The organism is Thauera sp. 63 (genome assembly GCF_000310165.2).
GTDB lineage: Bacteria > Pseudomonadota > Gammaproteobacteria > Burkholderiales > Rhodocyclaceae > Thauera > Thauera humireducens.
Window position 1 is genome coordinate 32,113 of record NZ_AMXC01000008.1, and the last position, 14,285, is coordinate 46,397.

Below are 14,285 nucleotides of genomic sequence, written 5' to 3' on the forward strand. Positions count from 1 at the left end.
GTCTTGAGAATGGACCAATAGTAACCGAAGCCATGCAACGCTGTGGCGGAGCGTGTCAGCTGGCGCCGAGCATGCGCTGGAGCAGGGCGCGCAACTTGGCCGGGCGTACCGGTTTGTAGAGCAGCGGCAGGCCGACCGCGCGGGCGCGGGCGAGCACCTCGGGCGCGGTGTCGCCGCTGATGAGGATCGCCTGCGGACCCGTGCCGTCGCCCGTGGCGCGCAGTTCCGCGACGAGATCGATGCCATCCATGGGACCGGACAGGCGGAGGTCGGTGATCACGACGTCGAAGCCCTGAGGCGACGCCGCGTGTTGCGCGAGCAGGGTCTCGGCGCTGCCGGCGATGGTCAGCTCGCAATCCCACGAGGACAGCAGCCCCGCCATCGCGTCGCGGACCAGCGGGTCGTCCTCGACGATCGCGACGCGCAGCCCGTCGAGGCTGCCCAGCGCACGCGCGTCCTCCGCTGGACGGCCCTCGACCTCGGGGGCGGTCAGGGGCAACTCGACCGCGAAGGTCGAGCCCCGACCGGGGGCGGAGCGCAGCTCGAGACGGTGGGCCAGCAGGTCGACGAGGCGGCGCACGATCGCCAGGCCCAGTCCCAGCCCCTTGTCGCGTGCGCGCTCGGGATTTCCGAGCTGGACGAACTCGTGGAAGATGATTTCCTGTGATTCCGTTGCAATCCCCGGACCGTTGTCGCGCACCTCGATGCGCAGCCGGTCACCGCGGCGGCGGCATGCGACGAGGATGTTGCCGTCCTGCGTGTGGCGTATCGCGTTGCCGACGAGGTTGCCGACGATGCGCTCGAACAGTATCGGGTCGCTGCGCACCCAGCCACGACCTGGACGCAGGCGCAACCGCAGACCCCGGCTGCGCGCGGCAGACGTCCGCTCCGCGACGATGCGTTCGAGCACGGGCTGCGGGTCGAAGGCGCGCACGACGGGTGTCATCACGCCGGCATCGAGCCGCGAGATGTCGAGCAGACCGTCGAGCAACTGATCCATGGCGTTGGCCGAGGCTGCGATGCGGTCCACGATCTGACGGCTGCGGGCATCGAGCGACTGCTGTGCAAGTTCGGAGATGAACAGACCGAGCGCATGCATCGGCTGGCGCAGATCGTGACTGGCCGCGGCCAGAAAGCGCGACTTGGCGACGTTCGCCTGCTCTGCCTCGAGCGTGCGGGCGCGCAGTTCGGCCGTGGCGTCGCTCACCTGGCGCCGCATGTCCTCGTGGGCATGCTCGAGGCGTGCGGCCATGTCATTGACGCCGACCGCAAGCCGGCGCAGGCTGCCGCCGCCCCGCACGGTCAGGCGCTCGTGAAGCGCGCCGTGACCGATGCGCAGCACGGCGTCCGCCACCTCGCGGATCGGGCCGCTGACGCCGCGGCTCATGCGCGCTGCCAGCATCACGCTGCCCACGAGCACCGCGAGCATGGCGCCGACGCCGGCCAGCAGCAGGTGCCGGCGATGCTGGTGGATGCGTTCGAGGGACAGCTCGAGGACGATGCTGCCCTGCGCGATGGCATCGCGGCGCGGTGTCGGCGATGCATCGAGGGTGAAGCCGTCGTCGATGTCGATCGGGCTCGCCCGGATCGGCTCGACGACACGCAGGCGTGCACCTTCCGCGACCGTGAGCGGCGGCAGGGAGGTCGGCATCGCCGCGGGCAGGCGGTCGGCGGCCAGTGCGCCGACCGCCGCAAGCGTCTGGCCGTCGGCGTCCAGGATCCGTACCGCGAGCACATCCTCCTCGCCCGTTGCCGCGAGGGCCAGCAGACGCAAGGCGTCGCGGTTGCCGGCGAAGACGTTGTATTCACTCGCGGCGGCGATCTGACGGGCAAAGGCCTGGCCGCGTGCGCCGAGCGCGTCATCCAGGTCGGACAGGCGCAGGCTGGTGAAGATGGCCGTCATCAGCGCGGCCAGCACCAGCATCGGCACGATGGTGACGAACATCACCCGGGCACGGATGCCCCAGTTGCGCATCATGGCTCCGCCTCCTCCAGGCTGCGCAGCCGAGCGGTCAGCGTCTCGGCCGCTGGCAGTTCGATGCCCAGCGAGCGTGCCACCGTGGGGTTGGTCTGCACCTCGAAGCTGTGCGGCCCCGAGACCGCAGGCAGGGTGCCGCCGCGCAGCACGGACTCGACCACCCGTGCGGCATCGCTGCCGATCTGGGCGGGGGTCGAAAACAGGCTCAACAGGGCACCCGCCTTGGCGTAGGCTGCCGAGAAACCGAGTACCGGCGAGCGATGGCGGAAGGCGGTGAGCAGGATGTTCTGCACGGTGAAGCGGTTGAAGACCGCCGGATCGGGCGTGGCAACCAGCACCGCGGGTTCGGCCAGCACGGCCTGCAGCGCTCCGAACAGTTCGTTTTCCCGGACGATGGAAGCCTGCGCGACGCCGAGGCGCGCGTGCGCCGCAGCCTGCGCAAGCTGGGAGACGAGATCCTCGCTCTGCGGCCCGCCAATCAGGGCAACACGCTGCAGCGTCGGCAAGGCGAGCTGTACCAGTGCGACGAGGCGCGCAGGAGGCTGGTCGAGCACGATTGCCGACTGGCGCCCGCTGGCGCGGGCGGGCAGGGAAGCGTAGTTGTGGGCCGACAGCAGGATGTGCAGCACCGGTGCCGGGCTGGCGTGATTCGCGACGGCGCGCGCTGCCGGCGTGCCGACCGTGACGACGATGTCGACGGCGCGCGTCTGTTCGGCCGAGGTCTGATCCCAGGGGCGGGTCTCGAGTGCGCGCCCGCGCTCCTCCAGCTCGGCTTGCAAGGTGCTGACGGCCTCGGTCTGCGCCGGCGTTTCGGTGCTCGTGACGATCAGGATGCGTTGGGCGGCCAGCGCGGGCGCCAGCGGCCCGAGCACGATCAGCAGCACGAGCAGCCAGCGGCCGAAGGTTTCGCCCCGCCTCCTTGAGCATGGGGTTGCCCGGTCGTGTTCCTGTGGAGTGGCATGGGCCGGAAGGCGAAACGGGAACAAACCGGGATATCTCGATCGGGTGGCGCGGTAGCGCGATTGTGCGTGCTTTCGCGGCTTGCCGGTAGAGGGAGGGTATGGGGGGCGTGCTATGCTTCACGCATCCGCATGCCTACGCTCTGCCGCGCCTGGAGTCATTCTTGAGCAGGATTCTCATCGTCGAAGATCACGCCCTGGTGCGGGAAGCCATGGCACAGAGCCTCGCGCGCCTGCAGGCCGGGCTGGTGTGCATCGAGGCCAGTGGCGCCGACGAGGCGCTTGTCCGGCTTGAAACCGATGCGGACATCGATCTAGCGATCATCGACCTGATGCTGCCGGACATGAATGGTTTCTCGCTGCTCGGGGTGCTGGCCAAGCGCTTTCCGGATGTCCCGGCGATCGTTGTCTCGGCCATCGACGACGAAGCGTCGGTGCGGCGAGCGATCAAGGCGGGCGCCTCGGGCTACGTGTCGAAGTCGAACCCGGGCGACGTGCTGCTCGAGGCCGTGCGCGTGGTGCTCGCCGGCGGCGTGCATACCCCGGCGACTCGTTCCGCGTCGGCGCCCGGTGGCCGCCGCGTACCCCCGAGCGAGCGCTTTGGCCTCACGACGGCGCAGTCCCGCGTGCTCGATCTGCTCGCCAGCGGCAAGACCAACCGCGAAATTGCGGACCTGCTCGGCCTGTCCGAGGGCACGGTCAAGGTTCACGTCACCGCGATCTTCCGCGCCCTGGGCGTATCCAATCGCGCCCAGGCGCTCGTCGTCATGTCGCGCAGCGGCACGCGCCTCTGAGGGCGCCCGCTGTCCTCAGTGCGAGCGGCGCGCGGCGTTGGCCAGTCGCAACGGCATCTCCGCCGCCGGCAGCGGCTCGACCTCGTCGATCAGGTCCTCGTCCACCGTGGTTTCCGAGAAGTCGATCTCCAGCACCTGCAGGACCTGGCGCGCAATGGCCCGGCAGGCATTGGCCAGCGGGGTGGGCATCTGCTCCGGCACCTGCTTCTGCAACAGCAGCTTGGTCGACGACAGGGCGTTGACCGGCCGCAGGATGCGGTGGCGATAGGCGCTCATCAACTGCGCGACGTTGCGGTCGGCCGCATCGCGCTGCCAGGCGTTGGTCGGCCATTGCGTCGGCACGGCATAGGCCCGCGGGAACATCTCGAGGTCGCGGACCACCGTGCGGATGTCCTCGTGCGACTCGCGGAAGGGCAGCAGCACGATGTCGGACAGCGCATAGAGCTTGCGGTCCATCTCGGTGCGGTTGCCGCCGCCGTCGATGACGCCGATCCAGTCGTCGAGGCTGCGCAGCTTGTCGACGACCTTGGTCAGGGCGTCGCGGGTGCGCGCGTCGGCGGTCACGTAGCGCCGCCCTCCGGGCAACAGCGGTTCGCGCGAGGTGTCGGTGAGCACGCAGGCGGCGCGTTGCCCCAGCAGCCCCAGCCCCTGGCACAGCATGTGCGACAGCGTGGTCTTGCCGGTGCCGCCCTTGTTGCCGATCACGCAGATGATCTCAGCCATGGATCCCTTCGTCCTTTGCTTGCGACCGCCAGTGGCCGCACGATCAGGATTATCGCGAGCCGGCACGTGCGGCAAGCGCCGGAAAAGCGATGCTTCGTGGCGCCATTTCGATCTATCGGCCCCCGCCCGTCGGGCTCGGGATGCGATAGACGTAGAGGCGCGTGCCGCGTCGGTCCCCCACTTCCGCAATGCGCTCGGGTTGCACGTCCGGAATGGCAAAGCTGTTGCTGATCAGCAGGCTGCCCGGCTGCATTTCGGCAACGGCCTTGGCCCACACGGCCGGCATCGGCACCGGGGAGAGGAAGGCATACACTGCATCGTAGTCTGCCCACGCGGGTGCGAAAAGGTCGGCGCGTCGCCAGTCTATGTTGGAGAGCGGTGCGCACAGCACGCGCCCGATCAGCCACGGTGCGGGGGCGAGCTCGACGCCGCTGAAGCGGCTTTCGGGGCGCGCGAGCGCCAGCGGACGGAGCAGCGAGCCGGTACCGGCCCCGATGTCGAGCAGACGCAGGGGCCTGGCCGGCAGCAGCCCGGCCACCGCCGCGGCGGTCGGGCGGTTGCTGAGGTAGAGCGGCACCTGGGTGCGGAAACTGGTCCAGTAGACCAGCAGCAACAGCACGAAGGCCGCGAGGTACCACGCCGGGGCGATGCCCAGCTGCAGGGCGACGACTGCGAGTGGCAGGAAGCCGAGATGGATCGGCAGCCACCAGCGCGCGCTGCCCATGCCGAACGCCACGGCGGCGGCGAGCCCCGCCTGAGCCCCAACCAGCGGCCAGAGTCCGGTCAGCCATCCGTTGCGGGCGAGGACGAGGGCGCCAGCGGCGCCAGCGAGCTGGGCCAGGAGGGCTTTGGCGGCGGGGGGCATGCGGGCGCAGGTGAAGGTGGGAGGACGTGATCATAGCGTCCCGACGCAGCTCCCTGCACCCGCGTTCAGGCGCTCGTCTGCCGCTGGGGGAGGGCTCGCCATTCGGCGAGCAGCTCGGCGCGACGCTCTGCGGCACGTGCCATCGCCCGCGCCTTGACGTGGCCGAAGCCGCCGATGTGCTCGGGCAGCGAGGCGATCTGCACGGCCAGCGGCAGGCGTGCAAAGTTCAGCGTGCACAGCAGCTCGTCGACGTCGGTTTCGAACTGCTCGATCAGGGCGCGTTCGGCGCGGCGCTCGGCCGTGTGGCCGAAAAGGTCCCAGCGCGTGCCGCGCAGCCGTTTCAGCTTCGCCAGCACGCGGAAGACCTTCAGCATGCCCGGGCCGAAGCTGTGCTTGGCAATCAGGCCGGTATTCGGATCGGGTTTCGCCAGCAAGGGCGCAGCGAGGTGGAAGCGGATGGTGTAATCGCCGTCGAAGGTGGCCGCCAGCGCCTGCTGGAAAGCCGGTTCGGTGTAGAGCCGCGCGACCTCGTACTCGTCCTTGTATGCCAGCAGCTTCGCGTAGCTGCGGGCGACCGCCTCGGCAAGGCGTGTGCTGCCCGCGCCGACCCGCTGCGCCTCGATGTCGCGCACGCGGTGGACCAGCCCGCGGAAGCGTTCGGCGTAGGCGGCGTCCTGATACGCGGTGAGCAGTGCCATGCGGTGCGCGACCAGCGCATCAAGGTCCGCCGGGAGGGGTTCGGTGGACACCTGGGGCGCCGCATGGCGTTCGACGGCAGCGAGGTCATGGGCTGCCCGCCGTCCCCACACGAAGGCGCTGCGGTTCAGGTCGATGGCGACGCCATTGAGGGCGATGGCCTTCATCAGCGAGCCCTCTGAAACCGGCACCATGCCCCGCTGCCAGGCGAAGCCGAGCAGGAAGAGGTTGGTCGCGATGCCGTCGCCGAGCAACGCGGTGGCCAGGCGCTGAGCGTCGATGAAGTCCGTGCCGTCCGCCATGGCTTCGCGCAGCGTTGCGATCATCTCGGCCTGAGGAAACTTCCAGCCCGGGTTGTGGGCGAATTCCGAAGTCGGGATCTCGGCGACGTTGATCACGGCCCGGGTGCGGCGGGGCGCCATCTTGGCCAGGGCCTCAGTGCTGGCACTGACGATGAGGTCCCCGCCGATCACCGCGTCCGCTTCGCCGGCGGCGATGCGGACGGCGTGCAGTGCGTCCGGATGATCGGCGATGCGGACGTGGCTGTAGACCGAGCCCCCTTTCTGCGCCAGTCCGGTCATGTCGAGCACGGTCACGCCCTTGCCGTCGAGGTGGGCCGCCATGCCGATCAGCGCGCCGATCGTAATGACGCCGGTGCCGCCGACCCCGGTCACGAGGATGCCGAAGGGGCGTGCGGTTGACGGCAGCCGCGGGGGTGGCAGCGCGTCGAACTCGGTCGTCGCGGTTTGCAGCGCCTGGCCCCTGCGCAGACGGCCGCCTTCGATGGTGACGAAGCTCGGGCAGAAGCCCTTGAGGCAGGAGTAGTCCTTGTTGCAGGAGGACTGGTCGATGCGGCGCTTGCGCCCGAGGGCGGTCTCGACCGGCAGGATGGACATGCAGTTCGACTGCTCGCCGCAGTCGCCGCACCCCTCGCATACCGCCTCGTTGATGAAGACGCGGCGTGCCGGGTCGGGGTAGGTGCCGCGCTTGCGGCGCCGGCGTTTCTCGGCAGCGCAGGTCTGGTCGTAGATCAGTGCGGTGACCCCTCCCGACTCGCGCAGCTCGCGCTGGATGGTGTCGAGCTCGTCGCGGTGGCGGATCGGAATGTGGGGCAGGTCGGACGGTCCGTAGGCGCGCTCGGTGCCATCGGTCACGACAACGATGTTATGCACGCCCTCGGCCTGCAACTGGCGCACGATGGTCGGCACGTCGAGTGGGCCGTCGTGCGGCTGGCCGCCGGTCATCGCCACCGCGTCGTTGTAGAGGATCTTGTAGGTGATGTTGACTCGGGCGGCCACCGCCTGGCGGATCGCCATCAGCCCGGAGTGGAAATAGGTGCCGTCGCCGAGGTTGGCGAAGATGTGCTTCTCGTCGGTGAAGGGGGCGAGCCCGACCCAGGGTACGCCCTCGCCGCCCATGTGGGTGAAGGTGCCGGCACGACGTTCCGGCATCCAGGTGACCATGTAGTGGCAGCCGATGCCGGCCAGCGCGCGGCTGCATTCGGGCACGTGGGTGGAGGTGTTGTGCGGGCAGCCAGAGCAGAAGGTCGGCACGCGGTCCGCCTGGAAGGCGCGGCGTGCCAGCGCCGCTTCCTTGGCCTGCAGGAAGGCGAGGCGGGCCTCGATGCGCTCGGAGGTGAAGAAACGACCGATCCGGTTGGCGATGGCGCGGGCGATCATCGCCGGGGTCAGCTCGCCGGCGGCCGGCAGCAGCCAGTCGCCATGGTCGATCGTCCCGTCCGGCCGCAGCACGTGGGCCCATTCACCCTTCTCGTCGAACTTGCCGACCACGCGCGGGCGCACGTCTTCGCGCCAGTTGTAGAGTTCTTCCTTCAGCTGGTACTCGAGCAGCTGGCGCTTTTCCTCGACCACCAGGATCTCGTCCAGCCCTTCTGCGAAACTGCGCACGCCGTCGGCTTCGAGCGGCCACACCATGCCGACCTTGTACAGCCTCAGGCCGATCTCGCCGGCCAGCGCGTCGTCGATGCCGAGGTCGTCGAGCGCCTGGCGCACGTCGAGGTAGCTCTTGCCGCTGGTGATGATGCCCAGCCTGGGGTGGGGTGAGTCGATGATGATGCAGTTGAGCCCGTTGGCGCGCGCGTAGGCCAGCGCAGCGTAGAGCTTGTAGTGCAGCAGGCGTTTCTCCTGCACCAGCGGCGGGTCGGGCCAGCGCAGGTTGAGGCCGCCCGGCGGCAACGCGAAATCGGTCGGCATCGACACCTGCACCCGGTGCGGGTCGATCTCGACGGAGGCGGACGTCTCGACCGTATCCGCCAGTGCCTTGAACGCCACCCAGCATCCCGAGTAGCGTGACAGCGCGTAGCCATGCACACCGAAGTCGATGTACTCCTGCACCCCCGCCGGCGCCAGTACCGGCATCATCATCGACTTGAAGAAGTGGTCGGTCTGGTGGGGCAGCGTGGACGACTTGGCAGCATGGTCGTCGCCAGCCACGACCAGCACGCCGCCGAATCGCGCGCTGCCCGCCGCATTGGCATGGCGGAACACGTCGCCGCAGCGATCCACGCCGGGGCCCTTGCCGTACCACATCGCGAACACGCCGGCGTGGCGCGCACCCGGCGACAACTGCAGCTGCTGCGTGCCCCACACGGCCGTCGCCGCGAGGTCCTCGTTTACGCCGGGCTGGAAGACGATGTGGTGTCGCTCGAGGTGCGCACGTGCCTTCCACAGGGTCTGGTCCAGCCCTCCCAGCGGCGAGCCGCGGTATCCGGATACGAAGCCCGCCGTATCCAGGCCTGCGTCCTCGTCACGAGCCTTCTGGATCAGCAGGAGCCGGACGAGTGCCTGGTAGCCCGTCATGTAGACGCGCCCGGACTCGAGCGTGTACTTGTCGTCGAGGCTGACGCTGCCGGATGCAGCCGGAAATCCGGGGTCGCCCATGATGCCGTCTCCTTTCAGAGTCAGTCTTCCTGAGGTCGGGCCGGTCGCGCTGCCGCACTCTGGCGCGCTTAAGTCACGTCCAGACTAGGGCGGAGACCGGGGGGGCTCAATGGCGGCAAACCCTGAATGGAGCCCCACGAGGACGCAAGCTCGGACTTTTTTGACCTGCGACGCAAAAAGTATTTGACAGGGCAAGGGGTGTCCCCTATAGTGCGGGGCTTCCCGCGTGGAGGGATACCCAAGCGGTCAACGGGATCAGACTGTAAATCTGACGGCTCAGCCTTCGAAGGTTCGAATCCTTCTCCCTCCACCAGTAATACTTAACGTCAGGTGCGCACATGGCGCGGTTGGCGTGGCGGTTGTAGTGAATCGACTGCGGTTTGTTTTGCAGTGGCAGGCGCGGGTGTAGCTCAATGGTAGAGCAGAAGCCTTCCAAGCTTACGACGAGGGTTCGATTCCCTTCACCCGCTCCAGATGTGCTGTTTTCGGCGCCCTTGTAGCTCAGTGGTAGAGCACTCCCTTGGTAAGGGAGAGGCCACGTGTTCAATCCACGTCAAGGGCACCACTCATTTTCTGCCTGGCCTGGCGCGGTGGCCAACACGATTGGGCGCCGCACTGGTTTTTCTGGTTCTGATTTTAAGGATAGCGATATGGCTAAGGGTAAGTTTGAGCGGACGAAGCCGCACGTCAACGTCGGTACCATCGGTCACGTTGACCACGGCAAGACCACGCTGACCGCGGCGATCACCACGATCCTGTCGAAGAAGTTCGGTGGCGAAGCGAAGGGCTACGATGCAATCGACAGCGCGCCGGAAGAGAAGGCGCGCGGCATCACCATCAACACCTCGCACGTCGAGTACGAGACCGCGACGCGCCACTACGCGCACGTTGACTGTCCGGGTCACGCGGACTACGTCAAGAACATGATCACCGGCGCGGCCCAGATGGACGGTGCGATCCTGGTGTGCTCGGCCGCTGACGGCCCGATGCCGCAGACCCGCGAGCACATCCTGCTGGCGCGTCAGGTCGGTGTGCCGTACATCGTCGTGTTCCTGAACAAGTGCGACATGGTCGACGACGAAGAGCTGCTCGAGCTGGTCGAGATGGAAGTGCGCGAGCTGCTGTCGAAGTACGACTTCCCGGGCGACGACATTCCCATCGTCAAGGGTTCGGCGCTGAAGGCGCTCGAAGGCGACCAGTCCGACATCGGCGAGCCGGCGATCATGCGCCTGGCCGAAGCGCTGGACAGCTACATCCCGACCCCGGAGCGCGCGATCGACAAGCCGTTCCTGCTGCCGATCGAAGACGTGTTCTCGATCTCGGGCCGCGGTACCGTGGTGACCGGTCGTGTCGAGCGTGGCATCGTCAAGGTTGGCGAGGAAATCGAAATCGTCGGCATCAAGCCCACGGTCAAGACCACCTGCACCGGCGTGGAAATGTTCCGCAAGCTGCTGGATCAGGGTCAGGCCGGTGACAACGTCGGCGTGCTGCTGCGCGGCACCAAGCGTGAAGATGTCGAGCGCGGTCAGGTGCTGTGCAAGCCGGGTTCGATCACCCCGCACACCCACTTCACCGGCGAGATCTACGTGCTGTCGAAGGAAGAAGGTGGTCGTCACACGCCGTTCTTCAACAACTACCGTCCGCAGTTCTACTTCCGTACGACGGACGTGACCGGTTCGATCGCGCTGCCCGAGGGCACCGAGATGGTCATGCCGGGCGACAACGTGTCGATCACCGTCAAGCTGATCGCCCCGATCGCCATGGAAGAAGGTCTGCGCTTCGCGATCCGCGAAGGCGGCCGTACCGTCGGCGCCGGCGTCGTCGCCAAGATCATCGAGTAAGACTCGCTGATCGATGCAGGGCGCATCCGTGCGGGTGCGCCTTGTAGTCTCTGCTGCAGGGGTATAGCTCAATTGGCAGAGCGTCGGTCTCCAAAACCGAAGGTTGGGGGTTCGATTCCCTCTGCCCCTGCCATAATTTTCCGGGTGGTTTTCCGTAATGGCCGATAAGTTGAAGTTCGCGCTGGCTCTGGCTCTGCTGGCGGCCGGTGTTGTCGGCTTCTATCTGCTTTCCGAGCAGCCGCTCGTGTTGCGTGTGCTGTCCGTCCTTGCGGGCGTGGCGGCGGGCGTGGCTGTCGCGTGGTTCTCCGAACCGGGTCGCCGTTTCGTCGAGTTCGCGCGCGAAGCAATCACCGAGACCAAGAAGGTTGTCTGGCCGAGTCGCAAGGAAACGGTTCAGACGACGGGTCTCGTGTTTGCGTTTGTCGTCCTGATGGCGATTTTCCTGTGGCTGACCGACAAGAGCCTGGAATGGGTTCTTTACGATCTCGTTCTGGGTTGGAAGTGATATGACGAAGCGTTGGTACGTGGTGCATGCCTATTCCGGCTTCGAGAAGTCGGTGCAGCGCGCGCTCATCGAGCGCGTGAATCGTGCGGGCGTGCAGGATTCCTTCGGCCAGATCCTGGTTCCGGTCGAAGAGGTCGTCGAGATGAAGGGCGGCCAGAAAAGCATTACCGAGCGCAAGTTCTTTCCGGGCTACGTCCTCGTCGAGATGGAAATGAACGACGAGACCTGGCACCTCGTGAAGTCGACGCCAAAGGTCACCGGCTTCGTGGGCGGGACGGCCAACAAGCCGGCTCCGATCTCTGAGAAGGAGGTCGAAAAGATCATGCAGCAGATGCAGGAAGGCGTCGACAAGCCGCGTCCGAAGGTGCTGTTCGAGATCGGCGAGGTCGTGCGCGTGAAGGAAGGTCCGTTTACGGACTTCCATGGCTCGGTCGAAGATGCGAACTACGAGAAGAACAAGCTGCGCGTTTCGGTGACCATTTTTGGTCGCGCAACGCCGGTGGAACTGGATTTCACCCAGGTCGAAAAGACCTGAGTGCAAGAGCGGCAGGCCTGAGGGCCTGCCGTAGCCTGTTGACGCGCACCTCCGTGTGCGCCATCAGGCGTGCATCGCGAGGAGCGCCGGGGAATCCGGTGCGCTAGCACTCATCATAGGAGCAAGCCGCAATGGCAAAGAAAATCATTGGCTACATCAAGCTGCAGGTGCCGGCCGGCAAGGCCAACCCCAGCCCCCCGATCGGTCCGGCGCTGGGTCAGCGCGGCCTGAACATCATGGAGTTCTGCAAGGCCTTCAATGCCAAGACTCAGGGCATGGAGCCGGGTCTGCCGATTCCGGTGGTGATCACCGCCTTCGCCGACAAGTCCTTCACCTTCATCATGAAGACGCCGCCGGCGACCGTGCTGATCAAGAAGGCCGCCGGTCTGCAGAAGGGTTCGGCCAAGCCGCACACCGACAAGGTGGGCTCGCTGACCCGTGCGCAGGTCGAGGAAATCGCAAAGGCGAAGATGCCTGATCTGACCGCTGCCGATATGGACGCTGCCGTGCGCACGATCGCCGGTTCCGCCCGCAGCATGGGCATCACTGTGGAGGGCCTGTAATCATGGCGAAACTGTCGAAGCGAGTTCAGGCGCTGCGCGCCAAGGTTGACCGCAACCAGGCCTACCCCGTCGCCGAAGCGCTGGCGCTGGTGAAGGAGTGCGCCACCGCCAAGTTCGACGAATCGATCGACATCGCCGTGAATCTCGGCGTCGATGCACGTAAGTCCGACCAGGTGGTGCGCGGTTCCGTGGTGCTGCCCGCCGGTACCGGCAAGAGCGTTCGCGTGGCCGTTTTCGCCCAGGGCGACAAGGCTGAAGCCGCGCGTGCCGCCGGTGCGGAGGTCGTCGGTTTCGACGACCTCGCCGAGCAGGTCAAGGCTGGTAACCTCAACTTCGACGTCTGCATCGCAACGCCGGACGCCATGCGCGTTGTCGGTCAGCTGGGTCAGATCCTGGGTCCGCGCGGCCTGATGCCCAACCCCAAGGTTGGCACCGTGACCATGGACGTCGCCACGGCCGTGAAGAACGCCAAGGCCGGCCAGGTCCAGTACCGCACCGACAAGGCGGGTCTCGTGCACGCCACCATCGGTCGCGCCTCCTTCGGCGTCGACGCGCTGCAGCAGAACCTGTCCGCTTTCGTCGATGCGCTGGTCAAGGCCAAGCCGGCTGCTGCCAAGGGTGTCTACCTGCGCCGCATCGCGGTGTCGAGCACCATGGGTGCCGGCGTCCGCGTCGAGCCGAGCAGCGTCAACGCCGCTTGATGATGTGCTCGCTGCCTGTCTTTCAGGCAGGCGGCAACAGAACTTTGGGCCGTGCCGCCGTTTCGACGTCGGCACGGATCGTCAAAGACCGCAGGTGCGGGAGGGGTCGTTGACCAACCGTCTAATCGTCCCAGGACGGCCTGCGCAGATGGTGTGCCCAGAACAGGATTATGGCTGTGACCCAGCCCCGCTCCTGATCCAGGTCGCCGTGGGTGCGAGTCGCGCTGTTTGCGATTCGCGTGTTGACTTGATAGGAGGAAAGACCTGTGGGTCTCAATCTTGATGACAAGAAAGCCGTAGTGGCTGAGGTGTCGGCACAAGTGGCCAACGCACAGTCGATCGCGGTGGCCGAGTACCGCGGTATCGAGGTGGGTGATCTCACCGCGCTGCGTGCAAAGGCTCGCGACGCTGGTGTGTATCTGCGTGTGCTGAAGAACACCCTGGTCCGTCGTGCGATCGCCGGTACCCCGTTCGAGGGTCTGGCCGATCAACTGACCGGTCCGCTGATCTATGGCATCTCGACCGATCCGGTCGCTGCTGCCAAGGTGCTGAACGACTTCGCCAAGGGCAACGACAAGCTGTCGCTCAAGGCCGGTTCCTACGCGGGCAAGACGCTCGACAAGGCCGGCGTGCAGGCGCTCGCTTCGATCCCGAGCCGCGATGAGCTGCTGTCCACCCTGCTGGGTGTCATGCAGGCGCCGGTGTCGGGCTTCGCCTGCGCCATGGCCGCTCTCGCCAAGAAGCGCGAAGAAGAAGCCGCTGCCTGAGCGCGGTGATCTTCGACCAGTTCGCACAAGCAATCTGAACATTCTAGATTTTTGGAGTTTTTGACATGGCAATCACCAAAGAAGACATCCTCGAAGCCGTTGGCGCGATGACCGTTATGGAACTGAACGACCTGGTCAAGGCGTTCGAAGAGAAGTTCGGTGTGTCCGCCGCCGCGATGGCCGTGGCCGCTCCGGGCGCTGGCGCTGCCGCTCCGGCCGCCGAAGAGAAGACCGAGTTCGACGTCGTGCTGACCGCCGCCGGCGACAAGAAGGTCGAGGTCATCAAGGTCGTCCGCGCTGCCACCGGCCTGGGTCTGAAGGAAGCGAAGGATCTGGTCGACGGCGCGCCGAAGACCGTGAAGGAAGGCGCTTCGAAGGCCGACGCCGACGCGCTGAAGAAGCAACTGGAAGACGCTGGCGCCAAGGTCGAAATCAAGTAATATTCGGCTTTCCAGCGG

At 66.6% G+C, this 14,285-nt stretch carries 13 protein-coding genes and 4 tRNA genes; 12 read left to right on the forward strand and 5 right to left on the reverse strand.

The window, feature by feature from the left end; translation table 11 throughout:
* Positions 1 to 55: 55 nt before the first annotated feature.
* Both C664_RS09015 and C664_RS09020 read right to left on the reverse strand, forming a co-directional pair.
* Positions 56 to 1,978: a hybrid sensor histidine kinase/response regulator gene (locus C664_RS09015; protein ID WP_004258120.1), complete on the reverse strand. Its 1,923-nt coding sequence runs from the start codon at positions 1,976 to 1,978 to the stop codon at positions 56 to 58.
* Positions 1,975 to 2,862, reverse strand: a complete 888-nt coding sequence (locus tag C664_RS09020) for an ABC transporter substrate-binding protein (protein ID WP_004258123.1) — start codon at positions 2,860 to 2,862, stop codon at positions 1,975 to 1,977. Before C664_RS09020 ends, C664_RS09015 begins: the two co-directional genes overlap by 4 nt.
* Positions 2,863 to 3,101: 239 nt before the next feature.
* Here C664_RS09020 and C664_RS09025 point away from each other — a divergent pair, with 239 nt between their 5' ends.
* On the forward strand, positions 3,102 to 3,731 hold the full coding sequence (locus C664_RS09025; RefSeq protein WP_038011402.1) for a response regulator transcription factor: 630 nt from the start codon (positions 3,102 to 3,104) through the stop codon (positions 3,729 to 3,731).
* A gap of 15 nt (positions 3,732 to 3,746) precedes the next feature.
* Here the strand turns inward: C664_RS09025 and C664_RS09030 are convergent, their stop codons facing one another.
* The 3 genes from C664_RS09030 to C664_RS09040 form a co-directional block, all read right to left on the reverse strand.
* Positions 3,747 to 4,454 (reverse strand): hypothetical protein, encoded by a 708-nt coding sequence (locus tag C664_RS09030; protein ID WP_004258129.1) that lies wholly within the window; start codon positions 4,452 to 4,454, stop codon positions 3,747 to 3,749.
* 112 nt (positions 4,455 to 4,566) lie between these two features.
* Positions 4,567 to 5,319, reverse strand: coding sequence for a class I SAM-dependent methyltransferase (locus tag C664_RS09035; RefSeq protein ID WP_004258132.1), 753 nt, complete (start codon positions 5,317 to 5,319; stop codon positions 4,567 to 4,569).
* A 65-nt stretch (positions 5,320 to 5,384) separates the two neighbouring features.
* Positions 5,385 to 8,915, reverse strand: coding sequence for an indolepyruvate ferredoxin oxidoreductase family protein (locus C664_RS09040; protein WP_004258135.1), 3,531 nt, complete (start codon positions 8,913 to 8,915; stop codon positions 5,385 to 5,387).
* 228 nt (positions 8,916 to 9,143) lie between these two features.
* On the opposite strand from C664_RS09040, the gene C664_RS09045 reads away from it, so the two are divergent.
* The 11 genes from C664_RS09045 to rplL all read left to right on the forward strand — a co-directional run bounded on the left by C664_RS09045 (position 9,144) and on the right by rplL (position 14,267).
* A tRNA-Tyr gene (locus C664_RS09045) sits at positions 9,144 to 9,228 on the forward strand.
* An 86-nt stretch (positions 9,229 to 9,314) separates the two neighbouring features.
* A tRNA-Gly gene (locus tag C664_RS09050) sits at positions 9,315 to 9,388 on the forward strand.
* 17 nt (positions 9,389 to 9,405) lie between these two features.
* Positions 9,406 to 9,480 (forward strand) — tRNA-Thr (locus C664_RS09055).
* A gap of 85 nt (positions 9,481 to 9,565) precedes the next feature.
* The gene (tuf, locus tag C664_RS09060; protein WP_004258139.1) at positions 9,566 to 10,756 is read left to right on the forward strand and encodes an elongation factor Tu; all 1,191 of its coding nucleotides are present in this window, start codon (positions 9,566 to 9,568) and stop codon (positions 10,754 to 10,756) included.
* A 57-nt stretch (positions 10,757 to 10,813) separates the two neighbouring features.
* Positions 10,814 to 10,889, forward strand: a tRNA-Trp gene (locus C664_RS09065).
* Between the two features lie 24 nt (positions 10,890 to 10,913).
* Complete coding sequence (gene secE, locus C664_RS09070; RefSeq protein WP_004258141.1) at positions 10,914 to 11,261, forward strand: preprotein translocase subunit SecE; 348 nt, start codon at positions 10,914 to 10,916, stop codon at positions 11,259 to 11,261.
* Position 11,262: 1 nt separating this feature from the next.
* Positions 11,263 to 11,796 (forward strand): transcription termination/antitermination protein NusG, encoded by a 534-nt coding sequence (gene nusG / locus C664_RS09075; protein ID WP_004258143.1) that lies wholly within the window; start codon positions 11,263 to 11,265, stop codon positions 11,794 to 11,796.
* A 131-nt stretch (positions 11,797 to 11,927) separates the two neighbouring features.
* Entirely contained in the window at positions 11,928 to 12,359 is a 432-nt protein-coding gene (rplK, locus tag C664_RS09080) for a 50S ribosomal protein L11 (RefSeq protein WP_004258147.1), read from the forward strand.
* A gap of 2 nt (positions 12,360 to 12,361) precedes the next feature.
* Entirely contained in the window at positions 12,362 to 13,060 is a 699-nt protein-coding gene (gene rplA / locus C664_RS09085) for a 50S ribosomal protein L1 (RefSeq protein ID WP_004258150.1), read from the forward strand.
* Between the two features lie 266 nt (positions 13,061 to 13,326).
* Entirely contained in the window at positions 13,327 to 13,827 is a 501-nt protein-coding gene (gene rplJ / locus C664_RS09090) for a 50S ribosomal protein L10 (RefSeq protein ID WP_004258152.1), read from the forward strand.
* A gap of 65 nt (positions 13,828 to 13,892) precedes the next feature.
* Positions 13,893 to 14,267, forward strand: coding sequence for a 50S ribosomal protein L7/L12 (gene rplL / locus C664_RS09095; RefSeq protein ID WP_004258155.1), 375 nt, complete (start codon positions 13,893 to 13,895; stop codon positions 14,265 to 14,267).
* Positions 14,268 to 14,285: the final 18 nt, after the last annotated feature.

What these genes read in the sequence shown, in the direction of transcription:
- rplK (WP_004258147.1), top strand. Translation starts at nt 11,928, where the DNA reads ATGGCAAAGAAAATCATTGGCTACATCAAGCTGCAGGTGCCGGCCGGC.
- rplA (WP_004258150.1), top strand. Translation starts at nt 12,362, where the DNA reads ATGGCGAAACTGTCGAAGCGAGTTCAGGCGCTGCGCGCCAAGGTTGAC.
- rplL (WP_004258155.1), top strand. Translation starts at nt 13,893, where the DNA reads ATGGCAATCACCAAAGAAGACATCCTCGAAGCCGTTGGCGCGATGACC.
- tuf (WP_004258139.1), top strand. Translation starts at nt 9,566, where the DNA reads ATGGCTAAGGGTAAGTTTGAGCGGACGAAGCCGCACGTCAACGTCGGT.
- nusG (WP_004258143.1), top strand. Translation starts at nt 11,263, where the DNA reads ATGACGAAGCGTTGGTACGTGGTGCATGCCTATTCCGGCTTCGAGAAG.
- C664_RS09040 (WP_004258135.1), bottom strand. Translation starts at nt 8,915, where the DNA reads ATGGGCGACCCCGGATTTCCGGCTGCATCCGGCAGCGTCAGCCTCGAC.
- C664_RS09035 (WP_004258132.1), bottom strand. Translation starts at nt 5,319, where the DNA reads ATGCCCCCCGCCGCCAAAGCCCTCCTGGCCCAGCTCGCTGGCGCCGCT.
- C664_RS09030 (WP_004258129.1), bottom strand. Translation starts at nt 4,454, where the DNA reads ATGGCTGAGATCATCTGCGTGATCGGCAACAAGGGCGGCACCGGCAAG.
- secE (WP_004258141.1), top strand. Translation starts at nt 10,914, where the DNA reads ATGGCCGATAAGTTGAAGTTCGCGCTGGCTCTGGCTCTGCTGGCGGCC.
- C664_RS09015 (WP_004258120.1), bottom strand. Translation starts at nt 1,978, where the DNA reads ATGATGCGCAACTGGGGCATCCGTGCCCGGGTGATGTTCGTCACCATC.